23 protein-coding genes and 2 pseudogenes are annotated in these 24,057 nt (G+C 42.9%); 4 read left to right on the top strand and 21 right to left on the bottom strand.

Annotation, left to right across the window (positions count from 1 at the left end; translation table 11 throughout):
* From HYI04_RS13115 to HYI04_RS13105, 3 genes and pseudogenes are all read left to right on the top strand, one after another.
* A pseudogene (locus HYI04_RS13115) lies at window positions 1-120 on the top strand (IS30 family transposase); the annotation flags it as partial.
* Complete coding sequence (locus HYI04_RS13110; protein ID WP_178896238.1) at window positions 113-718, top strand: hypothetical protein; 606 nt, start codon at window positions 113-115, stop codon at window positions 716-718. The pseudogene HYI04_RS13115 and the gene HYI04_RS13110, both read left to right, overlap by 8 nt.
* Window positions 719-753: 35 nt before the next feature.
* Window positions 754-909 (top strand): annotated as a pseudogene (locus HYI04_RS13105) (hypothetical protein); the annotation flags it as partial.
* Window positions 910-950: 41 nt separating this feature from the next.
* Here HYI04_RS13105 and HYI04_RS13100 read toward each other — a convergent pair.
* From HYI04_RS13100 to HYI04_RS13080, 5 genes are all read right to left on the bottom strand, one after another.
* Window positions 951-1,640: a hypothetical protein gene (locus tag HYI04_RS13100; RefSeq protein WP_129556767.1), complete on the bottom strand. Its 690-nt coding sequence runs from the start codon at window positions 1,638-1,640 to the stop codon at window positions 951-953.
* A gap of 151 nt (window positions 1,641-1,791) precedes the next feature.
* Window positions 1,792-2,115, bottom strand: a complete 324-nt coding sequence (locus HYI04_RS13095; RefSeq protein WP_010327347.1) for an endonuclease domain-containing protein — start codon at window positions 2,113-2,115, stop codon at window positions 1,792-1,794.
* Window positions 2,116-2,233: 118 nt separating this feature from the next.
* Window positions 2,234-3,256, bottom strand: coding sequence for a hypothetical protein (locus HYI04_RS13090; protein WP_029575092.1), 1,023 nt, complete (start codon window positions 3,254-3,256; stop codon window positions 2,234-2,236).
* A 77-nt stretch (window positions 3,257-3,333) separates the two neighbouring features.
* Complete coding sequence (locus HYI04_RS13085) at window positions 3,334-5,001, bottom strand: sensor domain-containing diguanylate cyclase (RefSeq protein WP_010327349.1); 1,668 nt, start codon at window positions 4,999-5,001, stop codon at window positions 3,334-3,336.
* A gap of 132 nt (window positions 5,002-5,133) precedes the next feature.
* Window positions 5,134-5,895, bottom strand: coding sequence for a ferredoxin--NADP reductase (locus tag HYI04_RS13080; RefSeq protein WP_010327350.1), 762 nt, complete (start codon window positions 5,893-5,895; stop codon window positions 5,134-5,136).
* Window positions 5,896-5,980: 85 nt separating this feature from the next.
* Here HYI04_RS13080 and gigC point away from each other — a divergent pair, with 85 nt between their 5' ends.
* Window positions 5,981-6,859 carry a LysR family transcriptional regulator GigC gene (gene gigC, locus HYI04_RS13075; protein ID WP_010327351.1) on the top strand — a complete coding sequence of 293 codons (879 nt, stop codon included), beginning with the start codon at window positions 5,981-5,983 and terminating at the stop codon, window positions 6,857-6,859.
* 33 nt (window positions 6,860-6,892) lie between these two features.
* On the opposite strand, the gene HYI04_RS13070 is transcribed toward gigC, so the two are convergent.
* The 16 genes from HYI04_RS13070 to HYI04_RS12995 all read right to left on the bottom strand — a co-directional run bounded on the left by HYI04_RS13070 (window position 6,893) and on the right by HYI04_RS12995 (window position 23,932).
* On the bottom strand, window positions 6,893-7,627 hold the full coding sequence (locus HYI04_RS13070; RefSeq protein ID WP_010327352.1) for a cold shock domain-containing protein: 735 nt from the start codon (window positions 7,625-7,627) through the stop codon (window positions 6,893-6,895).
* A 121-nt stretch (window positions 7,628-7,748) separates the two neighbouring features.
* Window positions 7,749-8,042, bottom strand: a complete 294-nt coding sequence (locus HYI04_RS13065) for a cold shock domain-containing protein (RefSeq protein ID WP_005400349.1) — start codon at window positions 8,040-8,042, stop codon at window positions 7,749-7,751.
* An 81-nt stretch (window positions 8,043-8,123) separates the two neighbouring features.
* A complete protein-coding gene (gene upp / locus HYI04_RS13060) occupies window positions 8,124-8,759 on the bottom strand; it encodes a uracil phosphoribosyltransferase (RefSeq protein WP_058870138.1) in 636 nt (211 codons plus the stop codon).
* Window positions 8,760-8,881: 122 nt separating this feature from the next.
* Window positions 8,882-10,378: an NADH-quinone oxidoreductase subunit NuoN gene (nuoN, locus tag HYI04_RS13055; RefSeq protein ID WP_005400347.1), complete on the bottom strand. Its 1,497-nt coding sequence runs from the start codon at window positions 10,376-10,378 to the stop codon at window positions 8,882-8,884.
* A 3-nt stretch (window positions 10,379-10,381) separates the two neighbouring features.
* The gene (nuoM, locus tag HYI04_RS13050; RefSeq protein WP_029575093.1) at window positions 10,382-11,989 is read right to left on the bottom strand and encodes an NADH-quinone oxidoreductase subunit M; all 1,608 of its coding nucleotides are present in this window, start codon (window positions 11,987-11,989) and stop codon (window positions 10,382-10,384) included.
* Between the two features lie 7 nt (window positions 11,990-11,996).
* Window positions 11,997-13,886, bottom strand: a complete 1,890-nt coding sequence (nuoL, locus tag HYI04_RS13045; protein WP_010327355.1) for an NADH-quinone oxidoreductase subunit L — start codon at window positions 13,884-13,886, stop codon at window positions 11,997-11,999.
* The gene (nuoK, locus tag HYI04_RS13040; protein ID WP_004695395.1) at window positions 13,883-14,191 is read right to left on the bottom strand and encodes an NADH-quinone oxidoreductase subunit NuoK; all 309 of its coding nucleotides are present in this window, start codon (window positions 14,189-14,191) and stop codon (window positions 13,883-13,885) included. The genes nuoL and nuoK overlap by 4 nt, the downstream gene beginning before the upstream one ends.
* Complete coding sequence (gene nuoJ, locus HYI04_RS13035) at window positions 14,191-14,709, bottom strand: NADH-quinone oxidoreductase subunit J (protein WP_171056751.1); 519 nt, start codon at window positions 14,707-14,709, stop codon at window positions 14,191-14,193. Before nuoJ ends, nuoK begins: the two co-directional genes overlap by 1 nt.
* Window positions 14,709-15,251 (bottom strand): NADH-quinone oxidoreductase subunit NuoI, encoded by a 543-nt coding sequence (nuoI, locus tag HYI04_RS13030; protein WP_004651038.1) that lies wholly within the window; start codon window positions 15,249-15,251, stop codon window positions 14,709-14,711. Before nuoI ends, nuoJ begins: the two co-directional genes overlap by 1 nt.
* 16 nt (window positions 15,252-15,267) lie before the next feature.
* Window positions 15,268-16,275 carry an NADH-quinone oxidoreductase subunit NuoH gene (gene nuoH / locus HYI04_RS13025; RefSeq protein ID WP_004695391.1) on the bottom strand — a complete coding sequence of 336 codons (1,008 nt, stop codon included), beginning with the start codon at window positions 16,273-16,275 and terminating at the stop codon, window positions 15,268-15,270.
* Between the two features lie 3 nt (window positions 16,276-16,278).
* Window positions 16,279-18,960 carry an NADH-quinone oxidoreductase subunit NuoG gene (gene nuoG, locus HYI04_RS13020; protein ID WP_010327356.1) on the bottom strand — a complete coding sequence of 894 codons (2,682 nt, stop codon included), beginning with the start codon at window positions 18,958-18,960 and terminating at the stop codon, window positions 16,279-16,281.
* Window positions 18,961-18,971: 11 nt separating this feature from the next.
* Window positions 18,972-20,303, bottom strand: coding sequence for an NADH-quinone oxidoreductase subunit NuoF (gene nuoF, locus HYI04_RS13015; protein ID WP_005400342.1), 1,332 nt, complete (start codon window positions 20,301-20,303; stop codon window positions 18,972-18,974).
* Complete coding sequence (gene nuoE, locus HYI04_RS13010; RefSeq protein WP_004982912.1) at window positions 20,300-20,809, bottom strand: NADH-quinone oxidoreductase subunit NuoE; 510 nt, start codon at window positions 20,807-20,809, stop codon at window positions 20,300-20,302. The genes nuoF and nuoE overlap by 4 nt, the downstream gene beginning before the upstream one ends.
* A gap of 14 nt (window positions 20,810-20,823) precedes the next feature.
* Window positions 20,824-22,611 (bottom strand): NADH-quinone oxidoreductase subunit C/D, encoded by a 1,788-nt coding sequence (gene nuoC, locus HYI04_RS13005; protein ID WP_078389993.1) that lies wholly within the window; start codon window positions 22,609-22,611, stop codon window positions 20,824-20,826.
* A gap of 88 nt (window positions 22,612-22,699) precedes the next feature.
* On the bottom strand, window positions 22,700-23,377 hold the full coding sequence (locus HYI04_RS13000; RefSeq protein WP_004695382.1) for an NADH-quinone oxidoreductase subunit B family protein: 678 nt from the start codon (window positions 23,375-23,377) through the stop codon (window positions 22,700-22,702).
* Between the two features lie 6 nt (window positions 23,378-23,383).
* Window positions 23,384-23,932, bottom strand: coding sequence for an NADH-quinone oxidoreductase subunit A (locus HYI04_RS12995; RefSeq protein ID WP_004695380.1), 549 nt, complete (start codon window positions 23,930-23,932; stop codon window positions 23,384-23,386).
* Between the last annotated feature and the right edge of the window lie 125 nt (window positions 23,933-24,057).

The raw sequence follows: 24,057 nt of genomic DNA, 5'->3' as shown, positions 1-24,057 counted from the left end.
GTTGCCATGTCACTGAATACTCGTCCTAGAAAAGCGTTAGATTGGCTTACACCATTAGAGAAATTTGCTCAGCTTGTTGATTATCATAAGACTTTTCAAACTGTCGCACCTCATGTTTGAATTCGCCTATCATCGTGAAGAAGAACTTAAAAGTAGATTAAATAATTTTTTTATCACGCAATTTTCTCTTCCAGAAGATGATTATTATAGTCGTCTTGACAGTGATAAAATAATTTCTTTGAAAATGGCTCTCTCTGATATAAATAACCTATTAACCATGAAAATAACAATTTCATTTGTTAATTGGATTTCAAAAAAGTTTCATCTTTCTCAAGAGTCAAAACAAAAATTAACCGATGAAATTTTATCCATAAAACCTAGTACTAATGGTTATGATCTTGTTTCAAATGAAATTATAAAATTGATAGCTGAAGTTAAGTGTAATATTCCAATTAATGGTGGGACAAAATATGGGTCTGCTCAACGAAATGGTATAACTAAAGATTTAAATAACCTACTTTATGGTAAGACTAAGTCAAAATTCAATACGACAGAATATTTTAAATTTATGGTTTTTCTTGAAAATCAATCAGTAAGAGCAGCAAATCAACATTATATCAATCTATCAAAAGAACTAAAGGAGAATCTCATAATAGTTGATGAAACTACATCATTTGATAGAAAAGACTGTATTTATCTAATATATATTAATTTTTAATTAAAAACTGATCGTAAAAACTCATATAAAAGTAAAAGAAGCATGACCAAATTGCCACCAAACTTTCTAATGAAGGCTTTGTAGCGAAAGCTCCTGTGGCTGTGGTTGAAGGTGAAAAAGTAAAATTGGCTGAGTTTGCGGACCAGTTAACGAAAATTAAAGCGAATATGGAGCAGATTGCAGCGCTTTAATGTGTTGGTAGTTTGATTTAATTTGTAGTATAAAGAGCTGATTATTCATAACTTTTTTTATCAACTGAAAACTCCAAATTTTCAAATTTAACTATTTTAAATTCAGTTTTATTATTAACTTTTTTCAAATTTAACAGAATTACATTTTCATTTAGATAAGTTAAAATTCTCCAATCTTGATTTTTAGCATAATTTTCAACTTTGGCTAATTTACTTCTTGTAACATCTGAATCAACTTTTGCTTGATAATTCCCTATAGCAAAACATGAAATTAACAAACAAATAAGTACATTTATATCCTCTATTGAAAACTTATTGTTAATTTCTTTAAATATTAATGCAGTACAGCTAAAAAAAATCAATAGAATAAGTGATCTAAAATCTTCATATTGAAGACAATAAACTAAAAAAAACAATGAGGGAAGAGAGGCAACAAAAATCCAAAGTAAAGAAGAATGTTCTTTTATATTTTCAAAATTGAAAAAACTTAAAATTACATTTAATATAAATGCTAAAAGAACTCCTAATTGGAATATTATATATGCTATAACAAAGCATAATAAAAAGAATATGAATAGCTTAAAGGTGGACATTACTAATAAAGATATTGTTATATCTTTAATTAAAAATTCCACCCCCAAAGTACTAAAATATGCATAGAGGTTCGAACCTCCTAACATCACTAATAAAACCGTTATTAAAACCATCAACTCTGTGGGTTGAAGTTCCAAAATTTTCTTCTTAAAATCCAAAACACACCGCCAGTTTCTATAACAACTAGTTATTAATCAAAAATTTAAGATTAGATAGCATCATTTTTCCACTTAAGCAAGTAAGAAAGTGATTGAAAAACTTGTCATGTATATTTTAGTCCCATCCAAACTATTCATAGGCTATAACATTAGTACTCAAAGCATCATGATTCCAATAACGCACCACACTCAAATCCAAAGTCTCTAAAAAATTGCTACGTTCGGCATCATACTCAATCGCATCGTCTGTGCCATGCTGACTTCCATCTAACTCAATGACCAAACCAATTTCATGACAGTAAAAATCCACAATATAAGGTTTGATCACATGCTGACGGCGAAACTTAAGATTCATAAATCGTTTAGCACGAAGTAATTGCCATATTAAATGTTCTGCATCTGTGGCATTGCTTCGCATAGTTTTGGCGAATTCTAATAATTGTGGGTCTATCATTTTTATTATTACCTCTCCCTAGCCCTCTCCTAAAAGGAGAGGGAATTTTCATTATTAAATTCATGGTGCTATAAAATCACTTGCAGCTCCCTCTCCCTAAGGGAGAGGGAGAAAAGCATTAAAGCACCCCATGCTCCAACAACATCTCGACCCCACTCACCTTTTTCATATGCTTTAAACGTTCTTTTTCCCACTTCAACTGTTGCTTTAACTCAGCAACGTCCTTATCAACCACCTTATACACATCACTCATTTTGAGCTGTTTGGTATTGATATGACTGCTTAAGTGAAAAGACGCAAAAATCTCTTCTAACTGACTTTGCAAATTCTGACTCTGTGCTTCTAAAGACAACTGATAAAACTTCACTTGTTCAGAACTTAAAGCTTTTGAGCTTAAGCCTTTATTGGTCTCTAGCTGTAACTGAAGTTTTAGTAAATAAAATAAATCCTGCTCTGCATAAGCATCATTGACCTTCTGTAAAAGCTCAGTTTTTTCCAACTTCTTCGCTTCGTCAGGTTCACGGTCTGGGTGAATCATCGCGGTAATTTTTAAATACACCGTTTTCAGCGACTGCACTGCCATTTTGGCTGCTTGCTCACGTTTTTCTTGTTGTTTTAACTGCTTGGCACGTTCCCGCTCTGCGTCATACTGGGTAGAATCGTATTCATAATTTTCCCAGTCCACATCCACGTTTTGTACTACCGTTTCAGCGAGGTCATGATTTTGTATTGAGTTCGTTTTGGTTTTCTTCGCCCATACATGCTCTGCATGCTGCATATAGAAAGTATCCACTTTCTCTACCTGTTCTTTCTGCACGGAAGTTAGCATCTGAGATTTTTTTAGCATCTTGGCTAAAGCGGCTATTTTGGTGTCAATCTGCGCCAGATCAACTTTGCTAAAGGCGTCACTGGCTAAGTGCTTCCACAGGGTATCAAGCTGTGCAAATAAAACCGTGTGTAACTCGCTATACACAGGTAAAAGCTTACTGCGTGTATAGTTTCGAATGTCGGCTTGCGCATTTTTCCATGCTGCCAGCTCTTGTTTTTGCTGTTCAATCTGATCAATTAAACGATTTAATTTTTTCTGCTGCGGGGAGCGCTCAACCTTAGGCAGTTGGCTCATTTTTATATCGTAAGACATCACAACAATGCACAGTAAAGCAGAAGATACTTCAGTGTAGCAGATCACTCCAATCTGCCACAGTCAAAGCCTCAATGTTAAAGTGCAACCACACGGTTACGCCCTTGCGCTTTAGCTTGGTACAAATGCTGGTCTGCACGGCGCATGGCGGTCTGTGCATCGCTATCTGTAACCTGAACCACACTCACCCCGATACTAATACTGATGGGATGCTGATCCAAAATTGGGGCTTGTTCGACAGTTTGTCGTAGATTTTCAGCCAAAACCATTGCACCTTCAAGCGTGGTCGTGGGTAACAACACCACAAACTCTTCACCACCATAACGAGCAACAAAGTCCGACTCACGGATGTTCGAGGACAACACCTGCGCCACCCCTTTTAAGACTCGATCACCCACCTCGTGCCCATACTGATCATTCACTTTTTTAAAGTAATCCACATCCAACAACAGCACCGCATAGCCCACGTGACTACGTGTAAACTGAGCGTATAAATAATCCAGATAATCGGTCAAAGCACGGCGGTTATATAGTCCTGTCAGTGCATCATGCCGTGCCAACTTTTCTAATTCTATATTGGCCGCTTTAAGTTCCTTTGTGCGTTCCTGAACCTTTTGCTCAAGCGTTGTATTGGCATCCATTAGCTGATGTTTTTGTGTCAACAGTGTGTCGGTCATACTATTTAATGACTGTGACAAGCCTTTAATTTCTCGAATACTGGTATTCGCCTCAAAGTAAACATCTTCACGTCCCTGCTCGACTGCATGCGCACTTTTTGCCAAGTTTTCAATTGGACGGCTAAAACGATTCGCTAAGCGATAAGTCACAAAAAGTAGCAGTAATGAAATCACAAAACCAATAGCTAAGATTTGATGTTGCAGTGACCGAACTTCTACCAAGGCTATCGAAACTGGCTGGCGAATCATGACATGCCAACCTAAGTTCATCTGTGTTTTTGAAAATACAGGAACATCCGTGGTGAGGTAGTTTTGTCCTTCTCCCCAGTCATGCACAAAGTAATTGCCATGTTGTTTACTAAAACTCGGAGGGTTCACCTGACCAATACTTTTAAACGGATACAGAATTTCACCCGCTTGGTTCACAATAAAGACTTCAATCCCACGTTGTGCGGCATTTTCAGACAATGAACTTTTCAGCACATGGCTTGCCCAGCTCCAGTCTGCATGCGCAGCCAAAACGCCATTTATTTTATGCGTCGTAGGGTCATAAATGGGAGTCGCAAAATCAATAAAACGCATCGGTTCATTCGGGTTAATGGCTTTGATTTTTTTGGCGAGCAGAACAGCCTTGTGTACATCGCCCAAATATACTCGCTTGGAACCGTGAATAAACCAATCCCGCTCAGATACATCTGCACCTTGCAATAAATGGTTTGCCGCAACTTCGACTTTACCTTCGGGGTTAGCAATCCCAAGCCATGCATAATATTGATATGATTTTTTAACTTGATCGAGTTGCTGTTGAACACGTGGATTATTAAAGTCTGCCTCAGCAATAAACGGTGATTGACTCAAAAGCACCATTTCCCGTTCACGTTCTGTCAACGAATTTGCCAAAGTATTACTGATACTCTTCGCAGCAATATATAAGGTTTGACCGCTGGATTTACTCATTTGAGCCGAAGCAGTTTTACCGATATATAAGGTAATACAGAGCCCCAAAGTAAACGCCAAACCAGCAAATAACACCATCAATCGATTACGAAATGAATCCATTTTTAGCATTTACCCCACTGCTCCTCAGTTTAAAGTGTTTCAGTCAACAACAAAACCTGCGCGATATTTCGACTCTTTCTCTGTGCTAAAGCGATGTTTTAGCAATACTTTGATATCGCTATCCATGTGAGCTTTTGAATCTTACCAATAGTTTTCGACCGCAATATTTCCTTCACCACGGCGGTTCATCGTCAAACCACGTGCTTTTAGGGCTTCTTTGGTGTCTTCGACCATTTGCGGGTTACCACACAGCATCACATGACTGGTTTCAGGGTTCAGGCTCAAACCGACTGCTTTTTCCAAGTCACCATTTTCAATCAGTACAGGTAAGCGGTCATGCAGTGGCGCATGTGGATCACGTGTAATAATCGGCACAAATTTAAAGCCTGTATGTCCTTCACCAAAGGTCTCTGCAATTTCTTGAATACGTGTTGCATACGCTAATTCAGAGGCTGTACGTACGCTATAAACCAGCGTAATGCTCTCGTACTTCGACCACGTCTCAAAGTCTTGCAACATCGAAATAAAAGGTGCAAGCCCTGTCCCTGTACCAAGTAGCCATAAGTCTTTTGGTAACGGCAACTGATAACGCGCCAAAGTCAAAAAACCGTACGGGATCTTTTCAAGGTAGATGTCATCATCGACTTTTAAGTGTTGTAAGTTCGAAGTAAATGCACCTTCAGGCACCACAATCGAGAAAAACTCTAAAGTTTCATCAAAGGGAGAAGACACCACCGAATACGCTCGAACCACCAATTCATCACCCACTTTGATGCCAATACGGGCAAATTGTCCTGCGGTAAACTTAAAATGTGCAGGTCGCGTCATGGTGAAGCTAAAAAGTGTATTGGTCCAACGGTGTACGGATAAAACCTTTTCTAGGCTAAATTTTTCAATTGACATGATTTCAGCGTGGCATCAAAGACGTTGCTCATGTTAGCATGACCACATAATTTGTTAATATTTTTTAAATGTTAAGGCTATATTCATGCGCATGACTTTACGCCAGTTGGCGGTTTTTGTAGCAGTTGCTCAAGAAGGCACAGTAACCAAAGCCAGTGATGCGGTTCGACTCACCCAGAGTGCTGCGAGTATGGCTTTAGCAGATCTAGAGGACGGTTTAGGGGCTCCACTGTTTGACCGTCTAGGTAAGCGTCTTCAGCTCAATGATCTGGGTCGTTTCCTGCTGCCACAAGCTTTAGAAATTTTGGGTCGCTGTGATGCTTTCGAGCAAGCCGCTAAAGGTGAGTTACAAAGCATTGATTTACGTTTGGGTGCAACCCTGACCATCAGTGACTACCTCATGCCTGACCTGATGGCTGACTTCTTACAAATTCAACCTCAAGCCCATTTACAGCTGCAAGTTGGTAATACCCGTCAAATGATTGAGGCGGTGAATCAGTTCCAACTAGATTTGGCCCTGATTGAAGGCTCTTGTCACTTGCCGCAACTGCAATGTATTCACTGGCGTGACGATGAGTTAGCCGTCTGCTGTGCACCAGATCATCCTTTGGCGCAGTTAAATCGTACATTAACACCTGAAGACTTTAAATCGGTCGAGTGGATCTTGCGTGAAGAAGGTTCAGGTACGCGTGAAGTGTTTGATAATGCTATTTTAAAAGACTTGCCTGATGCCAATATCCGTCTGACCTTGGGTCATAATGAAGCAATTTTAAAAATCGTGGCAGGTGGTTTAGGGATGTCATGCATTTCAAAACTGGCAACGGAACCTTTGCGCGAAAAAGGCCAGTTGGTGGTGCTTGATACGCCGTTTTGGTCTCTCACACGTCCACTGTTCATGTTGGTGCATCGTCAGAAGTACCAAGGCCCAGGACTCAAAGCCTTTATGAAATTCTGCGAAAAATAAGTAAGTAAGTAAAAAGCACCCAAGGGTGCTTTTTTATTTCCCAAATTGGCGCTCACAAGGCTCACCATCATTGTTCCCATCCATTTGGGTATTTGGACAATTCCTTAAGAAGTAAACCGCTTCTTCATAAGAACGCATTTGGGAGCAATGGGTACGTCCATCGCATTTAAACTGTCCAGTGCTGACAGGTAAACGACCGTTTTGTTTATCAATACTTTCCGTTACGCGTTCAGAACGGGGTTGATTGGTCTGATGCAGACCTGCATCTAAATTACGCTTCCCTTGCTCAGATAGGATTTGATCGGGCAACTTTCCTAAAGCTTTACGCTGTTCTTCTACAATCTGTTGTTGCTCGAGCATCAACTGCTCAGCTTTACGCTGTTTTTCTGCACTATAATAACTTTGATATTTCCCATAGATCAAAAAGCCCAATGCCGCGACGATGATGATCCCAATCACGGTGATGATGGTACTTTTATGCCCTGCCTCATGGTAACGTGGTGAGGCTTGGGTACGTGCTTTTTTCTTATTTGGTGATGTCGTTGCTTTGCTTTCTGAGGACAGACCAAGCCGCTGGATATTGCCAGCCTTAAACTTGCCTTGGTCTTCTACAATCATAAACTGAAGTACTTCACCAATCTTGGGTTCAATGTTGTGCTGTGGCAAATCTTTGATATGAAAAAATACATCATCAATATCCCCTTCCACCTCAATGAAACCAAAACCACGGGAGGTACTAAAGCTTTTGATTTTTCCTTTCAGAAACATAATCTGCTCTATTCAACTGTATTTTTCGTATTGTAATCAATAAAAAAGAGGCTAAAAAGCCTCTTTGCTTCAAAATGCAAAGATTAATCTTTGCACGATTGAACTCTGAATCAACGCTGACTTAGCGTCTAAAATTAGACAATAAGTCTGTGGTAATCGATTTATTATGACTTGAGACTTTCGATTTCTTGGCTTTGGCAGAGTTGTCTTCAACCCGCTCAATTTTAATTGCTTTATAGCGATCGCCATTTTCAACCACATTAAACTTCACGCGTTCATTGCGTTTCGGCTCACCTGAGTCTGCAGGGAAATCCGAGATATGAAAAAATACGTCGCCTTCAGGTGAGGAAATAAAGCCAAAACCTTTGTCAGCGTTATATTGCTTAACTTTTCCTTGATATTGCTCGGCTTTCATAAACAGATCCTAATATGTACACGCTTTGTTGTAGTATATAAAAAAGAGGCTATAAAAGCCTCTTTTTGCTGGGGCTCAATCTTAATCTTTTTGAACTGAACCAAAGATTTTATCGCCCGCATCGCCTAGACCCGGCACGATATAACCATTGGCATTTAAGCCTTGGTCAATTGAAGCCGTGAAAATAGTGACATCTGGGTGCGCATCCAAAACACGTTTAATACCTTCAGGCGCCGCAACCAACACCATCACACGAATGTCTTTACAGCCACTTGCTTTCAATACATCAATCGCAGCAACCAATGAAGAACCCGTTGCAAGCATTGGGTCGATGATCATCGCTAAACGGTTTTGTACATCTGGAACTAATTTTTTGTAATAAGTACGTGCTTCAAGCGTTTCTTCATCACGCTCTAAACCCAGTACAGACACTTTTGCACTTGGAATCAGGTTTAAGAAACCATCTAACATGCCAATACCCGCACGTAAAATTGGCACAACCGTAATTTTTTTACCCACAATGCGATCTACCGTTACTTTACCATTCCAACCATCAATTTCATGGTCGCAAACAGGTAAATCTTTGGTCGCTTCATAGGTCAACAGCATGGTCACTTCTTGAGCCAACTCACGGAAGTTTTTAGTGCTGATATCTGCACGACGAAGAAGACCAAGCTTATGACGAATCAGTGGATGACGAATTTCATGGATAGCCACGGGAGAGCACCTAAAAGGTAAAATAAAATTCCTTACATTATAAAGCTTTTTATCGTGCGATAAAAACAAAAAAGCCCCCAATTGATGGAGGCTTTTTTGTTAAAACGAAACGTTTTTAAAAATTAGTGCTGTTGAGAAAGCATAAAGTGGATTGGAGATAGAATCTCTGACTGAAGTGCTAACTTGATAATTGGATCTGGATAGATACCAATCACAAGCACTGCTGCTGCAGCTAAAAGCACCATAATACCACCCACTTTTTGGCCCCAATGATCCACAGCGTCTACACGAGGTGCATCTGGTGGTGTCATGTACATAACAACCATCACACGGAGGTAGTAGTACAGACCAATACCAGAACCAACGATGATCATCGCAGCAAGGAACCAATGTTGAGTCGTTACTGCAGCCATGACCACAAGGAACTTACCAATGAAGCCCGCTGTCAAAGGAATACCCGCAAGCGATAGCATCATCACGGTTAACACCGCTGTCAACACTGGACGACGCCAGAATAAACCACGGTAGTCCGCTAGACTTTCTGCTTCGTCTACGTTGTTGTATGGGCTAGACATCAATGCAACCGCACCGAACGCACCAATCGTGGTTAACACATAAGTGATCACATAGACCGATACGTTACCAAGGCTTGCATAAGTCATGCTGATTAAACCAATCAACAAGTAACCAAAGTGCGCAATTGAAGAGTATGCCAAGATACGTTTCAAATTCACTTGTTTCACTGCAAGGAAGTTACCCACCAAGATCGATAACACCGCAATCACGGTTAAGATCGTCACGATTGAGTCAACAAGGATCGCACCTGAAGTAAGGATGTAACGTACAAACAGACCAATCGTTGCTACTTTTGCAGCTGTAGCAAGGAAAGTTGCGATCGGTGTTGGTGCACCTGCATAAACGTCTGGTGTCCATTTGTGGAATGGCGCTAAAGACAGTTTGAATGCCACAGCAAAAACGATCAGGCCTAAACCTAAAAGTACCATTGGCTGTTGGATATTTTGCATTAACGCTTGAACATTGTCATAGAACGACATTGATCCTGTGTACGCGTAAATATAAGCCATACCCATCAACAACATTGCTGAAGCTGTTGCTGAAAGCACCAAGTACTTCACCCCCGCTTCTAAAGACTTAGAACGTTGGTGTGTATAGGCCAATAAGCCATATACAGGAATCGACATCAACTCAAGGCTAATGAAGAACGATGCATAATGAGAGCTTGCCACCATTAACATTGCACCAGTCACTGATGACAACATTAAGATATACAGTTCTTCACGGTTATCTTTATAGCTTTCAATATAGGCATGCGACAGAGTACAGCACGCCAAAGCAGCAATTAGAATAATTACTTGGTACAGCAAGGTGAACGCATCCACCATGAACATACCCATCACGTTCGCAGGTTTAAAAGCACCACCGAACATTGTGAATAGTACATATGCTGCTGCAAGGTTTAAGCCCACCACTGATGCTGTTGCAATTAAGTTATGGTTACGCTTAATTGCAGTAAGAATCATCACGACAATCGTTGTTAAAGCAACGATCATCACAGGAGCTAAAGGCATAAGCTCAGAAAATGACATTGTGAAGTTCATGACTTATTGCATCTCCACATTTTCGAGTTGAACAGTTGCTTGACTCGCAACGTCAACTACTTCTTGTACAGGAATGTAGCTGTTCGCTAACCACGCCATGCTTGAATTTGAAATATCAAGGAAGCTTTGTGGGTACAAACCAAGCCATAACAGACCGAAAGCACAGATTAACAAGATCACTACTTCACGTGCATTTAAGTCTTTCAATGGGTTGTTGTAGTGCTGCTGTTGTTCTTCGTTTGGCGTACCAAACAACGCTTTGTGGATCAGAATCAAGCCATAAAGACCTGCAAATACTAAGCTTACTGCTGCAAGAATAGTAAACACTGGGAATTTTGCATAAGAACCCATCAGGATCAGGAACTCACCAATGAAGTTACCTAGACCCGGAATACCTACAAGCGCCGCCACGAAGAACATGAGGAAGAATGCAAGATATGGGAACTGACCACGCATACCGCCCATCAAACGCATATCGCGCGTATGAACACGCTCGTACACTTGACCACACATAATGAACAATGCAGCAGATGATAGGCCATGTGCCAACATCATGATCATCAAACCTTGGAAGGTTAAGATGTTACCTGCGTAAATCGCAAGTAAAACAAAGCCCATGTGTGAAATTGACGTATACGCAAGTAAACGTTTCATATCGGTTTGCTGGAAAGCACACCAAGCACCGTAGAAGATACCGATTAAACCGAAAATGATCGCGATGTCTGCAAACTGTGCAGAAGCCGCTGGGAAGAATGGAATCACAAAACGTAGTAAACCATATGCAGCGGTCTTAATTAAGATACCTGCAAGGTCAACCGAACCTGCTGTAGGTGCTTGTGCATGCGCATCTGGTAACCAACCGTGTAATGGGAAAACTGGAAGTTTTACCGCAAAACCGACAAATAAACACAGCATGAATGCATAAGCAACGGTAGGTAATTCTTTGTCTAAAGTGTTGGCTACAGCTAATAAGTAGTTGTAATCAAAACCGATCATACCTGTCATCATGTAACCATAAACCACTAGGCCTAGGATACCGATCAACATAATAAGACCAGCGACTTGCGTATAGATAAAGAATTTGGTTGCAGCGTAAACACGTGATTTACCTTCTGCCCCTTTATGACCCCAAAGCGCGATCAAGAAGTAGATAGGTACAAGCATCATCTCCCAGAAGAAGAAGAACAAGAACATGTCAATCGCTAAGAATACACCGATCACACCACCCAAAGACCATAAAAGGTTTAAGTGGAAGAAACCAACATTCTTTTGAATTTCACCCCAAGAACAGCCGACAGCCAACACACCTAAAAGTGCCGTTAAGCCCACCATTAATAGAGATAGGCCATCCACCGCTAAATGGATGTTAATGCCTAAAGTTTGAATCCATGGCAACATGAATTCAGCAGACCACGATGGCACTTTCGCGCCAAGTTCGTAGTTAAATGTACCTGTTTGCCACAGCGCAAATGTTAAGCCCAAAGTAATGAGCATACCAATCAGCGCAATATAACGCGGCAGTTTGTCGTCGAGTTTGTCGACTAACCAACAAATAAAACCTGCAATGAACGGAACTAAGATCAGCGCGGGTAGAATCCAGTTGTTTGTGATTTCCATCTTATTTCCCCACGATCTGAGTTACGATCAAGACCATTAGTAATACAAAGATACCTAATGCCATGCTTGATGCGTAATCACGCAATGAACCCGTTTGACGTGAACTTGTGAAGCTATGACCACCTTTTACAAGTGCAGGCAAGACTAACCACAAACGATCAATTGGATCACGACCTAAAATCTTCGCAATAAGCAAATATGGTTTCACAAAAACGATGTCATAAAGCGCATCGAAGCCTAGTGCATTACGGCAAATGTTTGCAAGACCTGCACCCAATGACGTTTTAGCAAAGCCTTTCACTGCGCTATAAGCAAACGCAAACAAGACCACACCAATCACTAAACCAACCAATGCAATACCCACAGCAGTATATTCTGCGCTGTGCATACCATGTTCTAAAGCTTCAGGAATCACAAATGCTGGAATTTTTGCTGCATTTAAAATGCTTTCCACTGGTGCTTTAAGTGCCGCACCGACGAAAGTTGAAAGTACAGCAAGAATCGCCAAAGGACCCCAGAAAGTAATGCCTTTAATCGCATGATACGGTGTATTTTCTTTACCAAAGAACACAACCCAAATGAGACGGAATGTGTAAATCGACGTTAAGAATGCACCTGCTACACCCGCCCAGTACAATGAGTTATACACTGCGATTGATTCGCCTTGTACCCAAACTGCACCCAAGATCGCATCTTTCGAGAAGAAGCCCACGGTAATGAATGGAATCGCGGCCAATGCACCGCCACCAATGGCGAAACAAGCAAATAGGAATTTGTTCTTGTAGAACAAACCGCCCATCTTGAAGATGTTTTGTTCGTGGTGGTAAGCTAAAATCACGGCACCTGAAGACAAGAACAATAATGCCTTGAAGAATGCGTGAGTTAACATGTGGAACAAGCCTGCTTGGTAAGCTTCAGCACCCACTGCCATAAACATATAACCCAGCTGACTCATCGTTGAGTAAGCCAAAATACGTTTGATGTCGGTTTGAACCAATGCAGCAAAACCAGCCACTAACAACGTTACCGCACCTGTGATTGAGATAAACATCATCACTTCAGGTGCCATTTCAAACACGGTGTACATACGGCAGCACAGGTAAACACCTGCGGTTACCATCGTTGCAGCGTGGATCAATGCAGATACAGGTGTAGGACCTGCCATTGCATCGGCCAACCATGTTTGTAATGGGATCTGTGCAGATTTACCTGCTGCACCCAAGAACAACATCAGTGCTGTCCAAATGGTTAAAGATGAACTTTGTGTCATCACTGTTGGTGCAGCTGCAACCACTTCTGCAATGTTTAAAGTACCGAACTGTTGGTAAATTAAGAACAAAGCGATCAGTAAGAAAACATCACCAACACGTGTTACGGTAAATGCTTTAATTGCCGCAAAACCATTTGCAGGGTTTTGGTAGTAGTAACCAATCAGCAAGTAAGAGCATAGACCTACGCCTTCCCAACCTAAGAACAATAACGCTAAGTTATCGCCCAATACGAGCAGCAACATGCTAGCAACGAACAGGTTGAAATAAGAGAAGAAACGCGCGAAGTCTTCTTCACCACGCATATACCATGATGCAAAGATGTGAATAAGGAAACCGACACCCGTCACCATACCCATCATGAGCAGTGATAAACCGTCAAGATGTAAGCTAATGCCTGGGCTTAGATTGCCTACATTGAACCATGTCCAAAGATGTTGAACATAGGTCACTTTGCCGTTATTAACAAAGTCTAGACCAGCGATCAAAGCAACCAATGCAGAAAGGCCAACCGCCCCCACACCAATAATGGCAGCGACATTTTCAGGAAGTTTGTTACGACCTGCCGCTAAAAGGACAAAACCAATGAGCGGGAATAATACTGTTAAATATAAAAAACTCATCCGCGCATCTCACTAGCAGCATCCACATCCAAGTGATGGAAGCGATGGTAGAACTGAAGGACGATCGCAAGACCAATACAAGCCTCTGCCGCAGCAAGCGTTAAGATCAGAATAAACATGATTTGTCCGTCTGGTTGTACCCATGCACTACCAGCCAAAACAAACGCAAGCGCAGCTGCGTTCATCATGATTTCAAGGCTCATTAACATAAATAATAGATTGCGTCGCACCATCACACCGTAAAAACCCAGTGCAAAAAGAATGGTTGCAACAATCAAACCATGTTCTAAAGGGATGTTGCCCATTATTGTTTGTCCTCTTCTGCACCTGGTTCACGTTTGCCAAGATGGAATGCTGCAACCAACGCAGCAAGCAATAACATGGCAGCAACTTCAACCAATAATAAATAGTGAGTAAAGAGTGCTTGGCCAACGACTTTTGGACCCACAACTTCAGTACCCATAACAGGGCCAGCAGCTGTGTAGTCAGAGCCGAGCATCCACACCAACACCAAGCCCATTAAGAAGCTCATGAGTGCTGGATATGCCCAAGCAGACGATGTTAACCATTTACGTTCTTGTTCAACGGTGTGTTGACCAAGGTTTAACATCATCACTACGAATACGAATAACACCATGATCGCGCCTGCATAGACGATGATCTCAAGCGCGCCAGCAAATGGCGCACCTACGATCATAAACATGCCTGCAACCGCAAGAAGTGACACGATCAAGCTTAATAAAGCGTGTACAGGATTCGCGTTGGTCACAACACGAATCGTCGAAACGATGGCCACAAGTGCCATCAAATAAAATGGCCACATCATGGTAATAAGCTCCGTACATCAACTGGTGCGCTTTCACGCTGCGCTTGACCTTTGTCTTTTCCAGTTACAGCCATACCTGTTACACGGTAGAAGTTGTAATCTGGGTATTTACCAGGACCTGAAATGAGTAAATTTTCTTTCTCATATACCAAGTCTTGACGAACGTATTCACCCAACTCGAAATCTGGAGTCATTTGAATTGCAGTCGTCGGACATGCTTCTTCACACATACCGCAGAAAATACAACGTGAGAAGTTGATACGGAAAAACTCCGGATACCAACGACCATCTTCTTTTTCTGCTTTTTGTAGTGAAATACAGCCAACAGGACATGCAACTGCACATAAGTTACACGCAACACAACGTTCTTCACCATCTGGGTCACGTGTTAACACGATACGACCACGGAAACGTGGTGGAACAATTTGTTCGGCTGGCACTTCTGGGTAAAGAATGGTGTCACGTTTACGTGTCACGTGTGAGAAAACCATCCACAGTGAACGTACGATTGACCCGAACCCAGCTAGAATTTTATACATTTTATTCTCCCTGCCCTTACCACAGAATCACTGCGCCAGTAACTAATAAGTTAACTAACGCTAATGGTAAGCAAATCTTCCAACCAAAGTTCATCACTTGGTCATAACGCGGACGCATAAGTGAACCACGAGCCAAGACAAACATCATCACAAAGAATGCTGTTTTGATAATGAACCAGAATACTGGTGGAATGAACGGAATATCGATGTTAAATGGCGCTAACCAACCACCGAAGAATAGCGTGACGATCAATGCAGAGATCAGAACTACGTTGACATATTCTGCAACGAAGAACATCCCCCATTTCATACCGCCGTACTCGACGTGGTAACCTTCCGCCAATTCTTGTTCTGCTTCTGGTTGGTCAAATGGGTGACGGTGAGTTACCGCAACACCTGCAACCACGAAGATTAAGAAACCTAAGAACTGTGGGATGACAAACCATACATCTTTTTGTGCTTCTACAATTTCACGCATGTTGAATGAGCCTGCAATTGCAACCACACCCATCAATGAAATACCCAAGAACACTTCATACGAAATGGTTTGAGCTGCAGAGCGTAGACCACCAAGCAATGCATATTTGTTGTTTGATGACCAACCACCAAACAATACCGCATAGACTGCAATACCTGCCATTGCCATAAAGAACAATAGACCGATGCTCATGTCTGCAACACCTAAGTATGGTGATACAGGAATAACCATGAACGACATCACCGCTGTTGCCATGGCAACAGCAGGAGCTAAACGGAAAGTCAATTTGTCAGCAAACTTTGGTGTCCAGTCTTCTTTGAACATGATTTTCAACATGTCGGCAACGATCTGGAACATCCCCCCAGGACCTACACGGTTCGGACCATAACGGTCTTGCCATAAGCCCAGTAAACGACGCTCAATAAAAGACATCAACGCAGCGATGAGTACTACAACGAGTAAAATCACAATCGCTTGAATGACTGAGTAGGCAATTGGCCAGTTCTCAGCCCAAAGCGGCGTTTGACGGATTAATTCTTGTTGCATGAATTACGCTCCTACCGCGACTGATACAGGCTCAGCAAGTGAAACCGTAGGTGCAAGACCAACTGGATAACCAATATAACCTGTAGGTAAATAATCAATCACTTGAACTGGAAGTACGATCGAAGTCTCACCTGCTTTCACAGTGATTTTTTGACCATCTTGAACATTCAAACGAGTTGCATCTTGCTCACCCACTGCAAAGACCGCTTCAGGAATACGCGATTCCATAGCAGGTGTTTTCACAGTAAATTCACCAGAAGCAAAAATGTGATGCATCGGCACTAAACGGAAGCTTTCAGGGTTTGCAACGATAACTGCTGGAGCAACGAAAGTACGTGCTGGGCGCTTCGCTAAACGATCGAATAAACGCACACCCGAATCACCACCTTTTAAGTGACCACCCACGTTATCTTGGAATTTATTCCAAGCTTGCGGTGAGTTCCAACCTGCTGACCATGCAAATGGTACCAGTGGAGACGGAGTCTGGTTCCCGACATAACCTTCCATAGAGAATGTTAATGCCGAGTCGATATCTGTCGGTTGTTTCGGTTCATGCACGTTCAATGGTGCACGCATAGAGGTACGACCAGAGTAACGACGCGGTTCACGCGCAACTTTCAAACCATGGACACGGAAGCCCGCATCTGGAGCCACATCTTGAATCGCAGCAAGTGCAGGTACGTTTTTCGCAACTGACTCAATCACATCATCAAGCAAGGTCCAAGAAATCGCTTTGCCCTTCACGCCGGTTTCAATGGCATGTAACCAGCGCCAAGATTCTTTGATCGCCAGTTCAGGTTTGTAGTAGCTAGGGTCATACACTTGGTAGAACCGTTGTGCACGGCCTTCTTGAGAGACAACCGTACCATCACCTTCAGCAAATGACGCAGCAGAAAGTACGATATCCGCTTTCTTCACAGTTTCAGTTTCAGAGTGATCTAGAACAATCACGTCTTTACCAGAAAGTGCTGCTTCAACTTGTACCGCTGGCAAACGACGGAATAGATCATTTTCAACGATCACAACCGTGTCATAATCTTGTGCAAATGCTTGCTCTAAGCTTTGTCCACCGAAGATTGCTAAGCCCATAGAGTTCACTTCAGGAACCGTCAAGCTTAAGCCAGCATTTCCACCAAGGTTTTGCGCAACTTGTGCAGCAGCTTCCATGATTGATGCGTCTTGTAAACTTGTACCTGAAATGATCAGTGGTTTCTTCGCCGCTTTCAATGTATCTGCAATGTTCTGAGCAAATGCTTTCGCATCATCCGCTAGACCAAGAATTGCATCACCTTTTACTGCTGCAGCAACGGCAAAACCTAAACGAGCGATATCGTTTGGAGAAGCAACCACTTCACCTGCTGCAACATCAGCTAAGCGTGTTTGCGTTGCAGCGAGGATGAAAATCGGTGATTTCGCATCTTGAGCAATACGTTGTAGCGGCTCTGCTAACCAGTCTTGAGTACGACGTTCCGCAGCCATTTCTTTGGCTTTGTTTTTCGCCGCTTGACGAACAGACAACGCCATACGTGGCGCAGTTTGCGTTAAGTCTTCACCCAAAATAAGCACAGCATCATAGCTTTCGATTTCACGCATACCCGGGTTATATACACCTTCGGTTTGCATAATCGATGCAGCCAATTCAACCAAGTTTTGCTCTTTTTGAGACAGCCCCGTTGAATAGTTCTCTTGACCAACTAATTCGCGAAGCGCGAAGTTCGACTCAAGTGATGCACGTGGAGAACCAATACCCAAAACTTTTTTGCCTTGGATATTTGCAATAACGGTATCTAATGCCTGATCTACAGAAACTGTAGTTGCTTCAGCACCATCACGGAACTGCGGTTGACGTGGACGATCTGCACGGTTCACATAACCTGTACCAAAACGACCTTTATCACAAAGGAAGTATTGGTTCACTTCACCGTTGAAACGGTTTTCGACACGACGAAGTTCGCCATAACGCTCACCCGGAGAAATGTTACAACCCGAAGAACAGCCTTGGCATACGCTTGGCGCATACTGCATGTCCCACTTACGGTTATAGCGTTCTGAGTGAGTTTTGTCGGTGAATACACCTGTCGGACATACTTCAGTCAAGTTACCCGAGAATTCAGACTCTAAAGTGCCTGACTCAGGGCGACCAAAGTAAACACGTGACGCGCTTGCGTACACACCAAAGTCAGTACCACCCGCATAGTCGTTGTAGTAACGAACACAACGGTAACATGCGATACAACGGTTCATTTCGTGTGAAATGAATGAGCCCAGCTCTTGGTTGTAGTGTGTACGTTTAGTGAAACGGTAACGACGACGGTCGTGTTGAGTCATCACGGTCATATCTTGTAAATGACAGTGCCCACCTTCTTCACAGACTGGACAGTCGTGTGGGTGATTCGTCATCAAGAACTCAACAATTGACGCACGGAAGTCTTTCGCTTCTTTGTCTTCAATCGAGATGTAGGTATTGTCAGATGCAGGTGTCATACATGACATGACTAAACGGCCACGCGTATCTTCAGGATTCGCGTATTGAGTCACGGCACATTGACGGCAAGAACCGACAGAACCTAAGGATGGATGCCAACAAAAGTACGGGATATCAATACCCAAAGACAAACATGCTTGCAGCAAGTTCTCTGAGCCATTGACTTCGTACGATTTGCCATCGACATGAATTGTAGCCATAGTCGAATTCCTTAAGCTTGTTCTACGTTGCTAGTTTGCGCAGCAGCATTCACTACTTTTGCTTCAAACTCGCCACGGAAATATTTGAGTGCACCCATCAACGGTTCCATTGCACCTGGAGCATGCGCACAGAAAGTCTTACCAATCCAAAGCTTACGAGTAAGTTCTTGTAAGTGATCGATATCTTCTTTCTTACCTGTGCCATCTTCCAATGCTTTCAGTGCTTTCACCGCCCACGGTAAACCATCACGACAAGGCGTACAGAAACCACATGACTCACGTGCAAAGAATTCTTCTAAGTTACGAGTCGCTGAAACCATACATTGCGTTTCATCAACCACCATCAGCAAACACGTACCTAAACGTGAACCTGCTTTCATGATGCTCTCAGCATCCATCGGTAGATCAATGTGTTCAGCAGCCAAGAAGTCTGTAGACGCACCACCCGGTAACCATGCTTTAAGCTTCAAGCCATCACGCATACCGCCCGCATAGTCTTCAATGACTTCACGCGCAGTTGTACCAAATGGAAGCTCCCAAAGACCTGGGAATTTCACCTTGCCAGATGCACCATAGATTTTTGTGCCTGGATCTTTCGACTTACCCGCAGATAAACCGATATACCACTCAGGGCCACGCAACATGATTGCTGGTAAGTTGTTGTAGGTCTCTACATTGTTAACAATCGTAGGACGACCCCAAGCACCTGCAACTTGTGGGAATGGCGGTTTCGTACGTGGGTTTGCACGGCGACCTTCAAGCGAGTTAATCAATGCAGTTTCTTCACCACAGATATAACGACCCGCACCCGTGTGCACATGCAACTCGAAGTTCCAGCCAGTTCCAAGGATGTTTTCGCCCAAGTAACCTTTGGCACGAACTTGCTCAAGCGCTTCATTTAAGTAAGCAGCTGCTTCAATGTACTCGCCACGAATGAAGATATAACCATGGGTTGCTTCTAACGTATACGCTGCAATCAACATCCCTTCGATCAATTGGTGAGGAAGTTTTTCCATCAACAAACGGTCTTTAAAGGTCCCTGGTTCCATCTCATCGGCATTACAAATCAGGTAACGTGGACCTGAGTTGTCATTTGGCGCCATCAAAGACCATTTGATCCCTGCTGGGAAGCCTGCACCACCACGACCTTTTACGGTCGCAGCTTTAATCACTTCAAGCACATCTTTCGGCGGCATGGTGATTGCTTTTTTCAGACCCGCGTAACCTTCAAGCGCTTCGTAATCATCGGCATTACGAACGTGCTCTTGTTTACTCAAACGCCAAGTTAATGGATGCGTTTCTGGGTTACCTTCGCCATAAATTGGTTTTGGTTCGGTATTCATACATACTTCTCCAATAACTGTTTCACTGAAGAAACTTCAACCAAACCGTGAGTGTCTTCATTCACCATCAAGGTTGGGCCTTTGTCACAGTTACCTAAGCAGCAAATCGGCAGCAAAGTAAAACGACCATCAGCAGTCGTTTGACCAAACTGAATGCCTAGCTCGCGCTGAAAAGCTTCTGCTAAAGTTTCCGCACCCATCAAGAAACACGCAATCGAGTCACAAAGTAAAATGACGTTACGACCCACGGGTTGACGGTAAATACGGTTATAGAAAGTTGCAACACCTTCCAAATCAGCAACACTGATTGTCAATAACTGAGCAATGGCGTTTAGCTGCGCGTCATCTACCCAGCCATTACGGCGTTGTACACACTTCAAAGCATCCAAAGATGCTGCACGTGGGTACGGGTAGTGACCAATGTGATGTTCAATTTCGTGGATTTCGTCCGCAGTCAAAATCCCTTCAACATTCACGCGTGGCTTTTTATCAGTCAAAATCATCATAATGCGTTTACCCCTTAGCGATCCACGTCAGCCATAACGACGTCAATTGTCGCTAAATAAATGATCAAGTCAGATACCAGACTGCCGTTAATCACAGAAGGCATTTGCTGTAAATGCGTGAAAGTCGGTGTACGAATACGGGTACGATAACTCATCGTTGACTTGTCTGAAGTCAAGTAGTAATTCGACGCACCTTTGACCACTTCCGCCATTACAGATGCTTCACCTGCAGGCATTACAGGACCCCAAGATACGCTTAAGAAGTGCGTAATCAAGGTTTCAATGTCTTGTAAAGTCTTGTCTTTTGGTGGTGGAACAGCCAATGGGTGATCTGCTTTGTATGCACCAGAAGGCATGTTGTCTAAACATTGCTTCACGATTTTGAGTGATTCTTCAATTTCACGGAAGTGAACAAGAACACGCGCATACGCATCGCCTTCGTACTCAAGTGGCACATCGAAGTCGTAGTTTTCATAGCCACTGTATGGGCGATATTTACGAACATCGAAGTCAATACCTGTTGCACGTAGACCTGTACCAGTTACACCCCAAGCTAACGCAGATTTCGCGTCATATTGAGCTACGTTACGCGTACGACCTACAAATACAGAGTTTTTCAGCGCTGCTGTGTAGTATTCGTTCATACGCTTCGGCATCCAATCTAGGATTTCACGAATCAGATGCTGCCAGTTGTTTGGCAAGTCATGTGCTGTACCACCAATACGGAACCATGCTGGGTGCATACGGTAACCGGTGATTGCTTCAATCGCGTCATAGATTTTTTGACGATCCGCAAACATGTAGAATACAGGGGTCATACCGCCGGCATCTTGAATCGCAGTACCGATATACAATAAGTGGTTATTGATACGGAACAATTCAGACATCATGACACGGATACATTGCGCGCGGTCAGGTACAGTAATACCCGCCATTTGCTCCACACCCATCACATAAGGCATGTTTTGCGCACAACCACCTAAGTAGTCCACACGGTCGGTATAAGGAATGAATGAATGCCAAGTTTGACGTTCAGCCATCTTTTCCACACCACGGTGGTGATAGCCGATATCAGGCACACAGTCTTTCACTTCTTCACCATCCAACTGCAAGATTACACGGAAAGCACCGTGCGCAGATGGGTGGTTCGGACCTAAGTTCAAGAACATGAAGTCTTCGTCGTCATTACCGCGCTTCATACCCCAATCTTCAGGTACGAAACGAAGGTGTTCCTGTTCGTAATCCTGCTTCGCTTGGTTCTGCATATACGGTGTATATTCAGTGGCACGTGCAGAGTATTCTTTACGAAGTGGGTGACCTTCCCAATAGGTTGGCAACAAAATACGACGGAGCATTGGATGCCCTTCGAAATTGATCCCGAACATATCGTAAGCTTCACGTTCGTACCAGTTGGCATTTGGCCAAATATTGGTTGCAGTTGGAAGATTTACATCATTTTCATTCAATGCAACTTTGATACGAATATCACTATTACGCTCAAGCGATAATAAGTGATAGAACACAGTAAAGTCAGACGCAGGCAAACCGTCGCGGTGTGTACGTAAACGTTCATCTACCGCAGACAAGTCAAACAACATCACGTATGGACGTGACACTGTACGCAAGAACATTAAAACTTCTTGTACGCGCGCGCGCTCAACCCAGACCGTTGGAAAGTCTTCAAAAGTCGTTTGCACATAGAAGTTCTCGCCAAATTTGGTTTTGAGCTCTTCTACAATTGCAAATGCTGGGCGTGAATCAACTTGCGCTGACTCTGGCATAGCGTTTTCAGTTTCAGCCATTGGCTTGGCTTCCTATTTAATACAAATTCATTCAACCTAAACGACAACGACACCCAGACCGGGTGCATCAAAACAACTGTCGTTTAAATTATTTAATTTCATCCATAGAGCGTAAGTTTTTCACTGCAATACGTTCAGCATTCTTACGGTCACGTTCTGGCATCATCTTTGGCTTATACACTGGCTTAAGATCATCACCAATTACGGCAGAAAGTGGACGGCGCTCTAATTGAATTTGGTCTTGTAACAACATTAATGCTTGGATTAATGCTTCTGGACGGGGTGGGCAACCTGGAATATAAACATCGACTGGGATGATTTTATCCACACCTTGTACAACTGAATAAATATCGTACATACCGCCAGAGTTTGCACATGCACCCATTGAAATAACCCACTTCGGTTCCAACATTTGTTCATATAAACGTTGAATAACTGGAGCCATTTTGACGAAACATGTACCTGCAACAATCATCAAGTCAGCCTGACGAGGTGAAGCACGGATTACTTCAGCACCGAAACGCGACAAGTCATGCACGCCTGTTAAAGTCGTTGCATACTCTACGTAGCAGCAAGATGTACCAAAGTTAAACGGCCAAACCGAGTTCTTACGACCCCAGTTCACTGCTGTATGTGCCACATCCTCTAAACGAGTCATGAACACATTTTTATTCACTTCTTCTTCAAGCGGATCCGTTACGATTTGACGCTCTTGAAGTGGATATTGATCAGCATCCGGATTCGCACGGGTTAATGTATATTTCATCCCGAGTTACTCCTTATCAGACGATTTAGCCGGTGACTTATCTTTCACACGACCAGATGATTGAGCTGGGATTTGACCTGTAGGGTCCATAACCAACTCTTCAATTGAATTAAAGCGAGTGATTTCTGCAAGATTCATATTTGGAGAACCAACTTTAGGTTTAATCCCTGCTGCTTTACGTTTGTCAGAAGGCGACCAGTTAAGCGCACCGGTAGACAACTCATAAACCAAACCAACGAGTAAAACTAAAATAAATACTGCTGCAGTGGTGAAACCCACCCAACCTACTTCACGAACCGATGTAGCCCATGCGTAAAGGTAAAGCGCCTCCAAGTCGAATACGACGAAGAAGATTGCAACTAAATAGAACTTTGCTGACAGGCGGATACGTGCACCACCAGCACCAACCACACCTGATTCAAATTGCTCTTGCTTTGCACGGCCCCATGACTTACCCCCAAGGAGTAATGGGACAGTGAGCATAAAGACGCAAAGAAATGTAACGCCGATCACGAAGGCAATAATTGCCCATTCGTATGGAGTAATGGCACTCATGCGGGGATAACTCCTGGCAGGCCTAATTTATTAACAAAGAATGCATGTATTGGCCTTCAAATACACCAAACACAAAATTAATCCCGCCAATTGTACCCGATTGCTGACGTAAGTTGCTAGCTTAT

It is taken from the genome of Acinetobacter sp. SwsAc2 (assembly GCF_013391465.1).
GTDB lineage: Bacteria > Pseudomonadota > Gammaproteobacteria > Pseudomonadales > Moraxellaceae > Acinetobacter > Acinetobacter johnsonii.
This window is presented reverse-complemented; position numbering and strand designations above follow the sequence as displayed.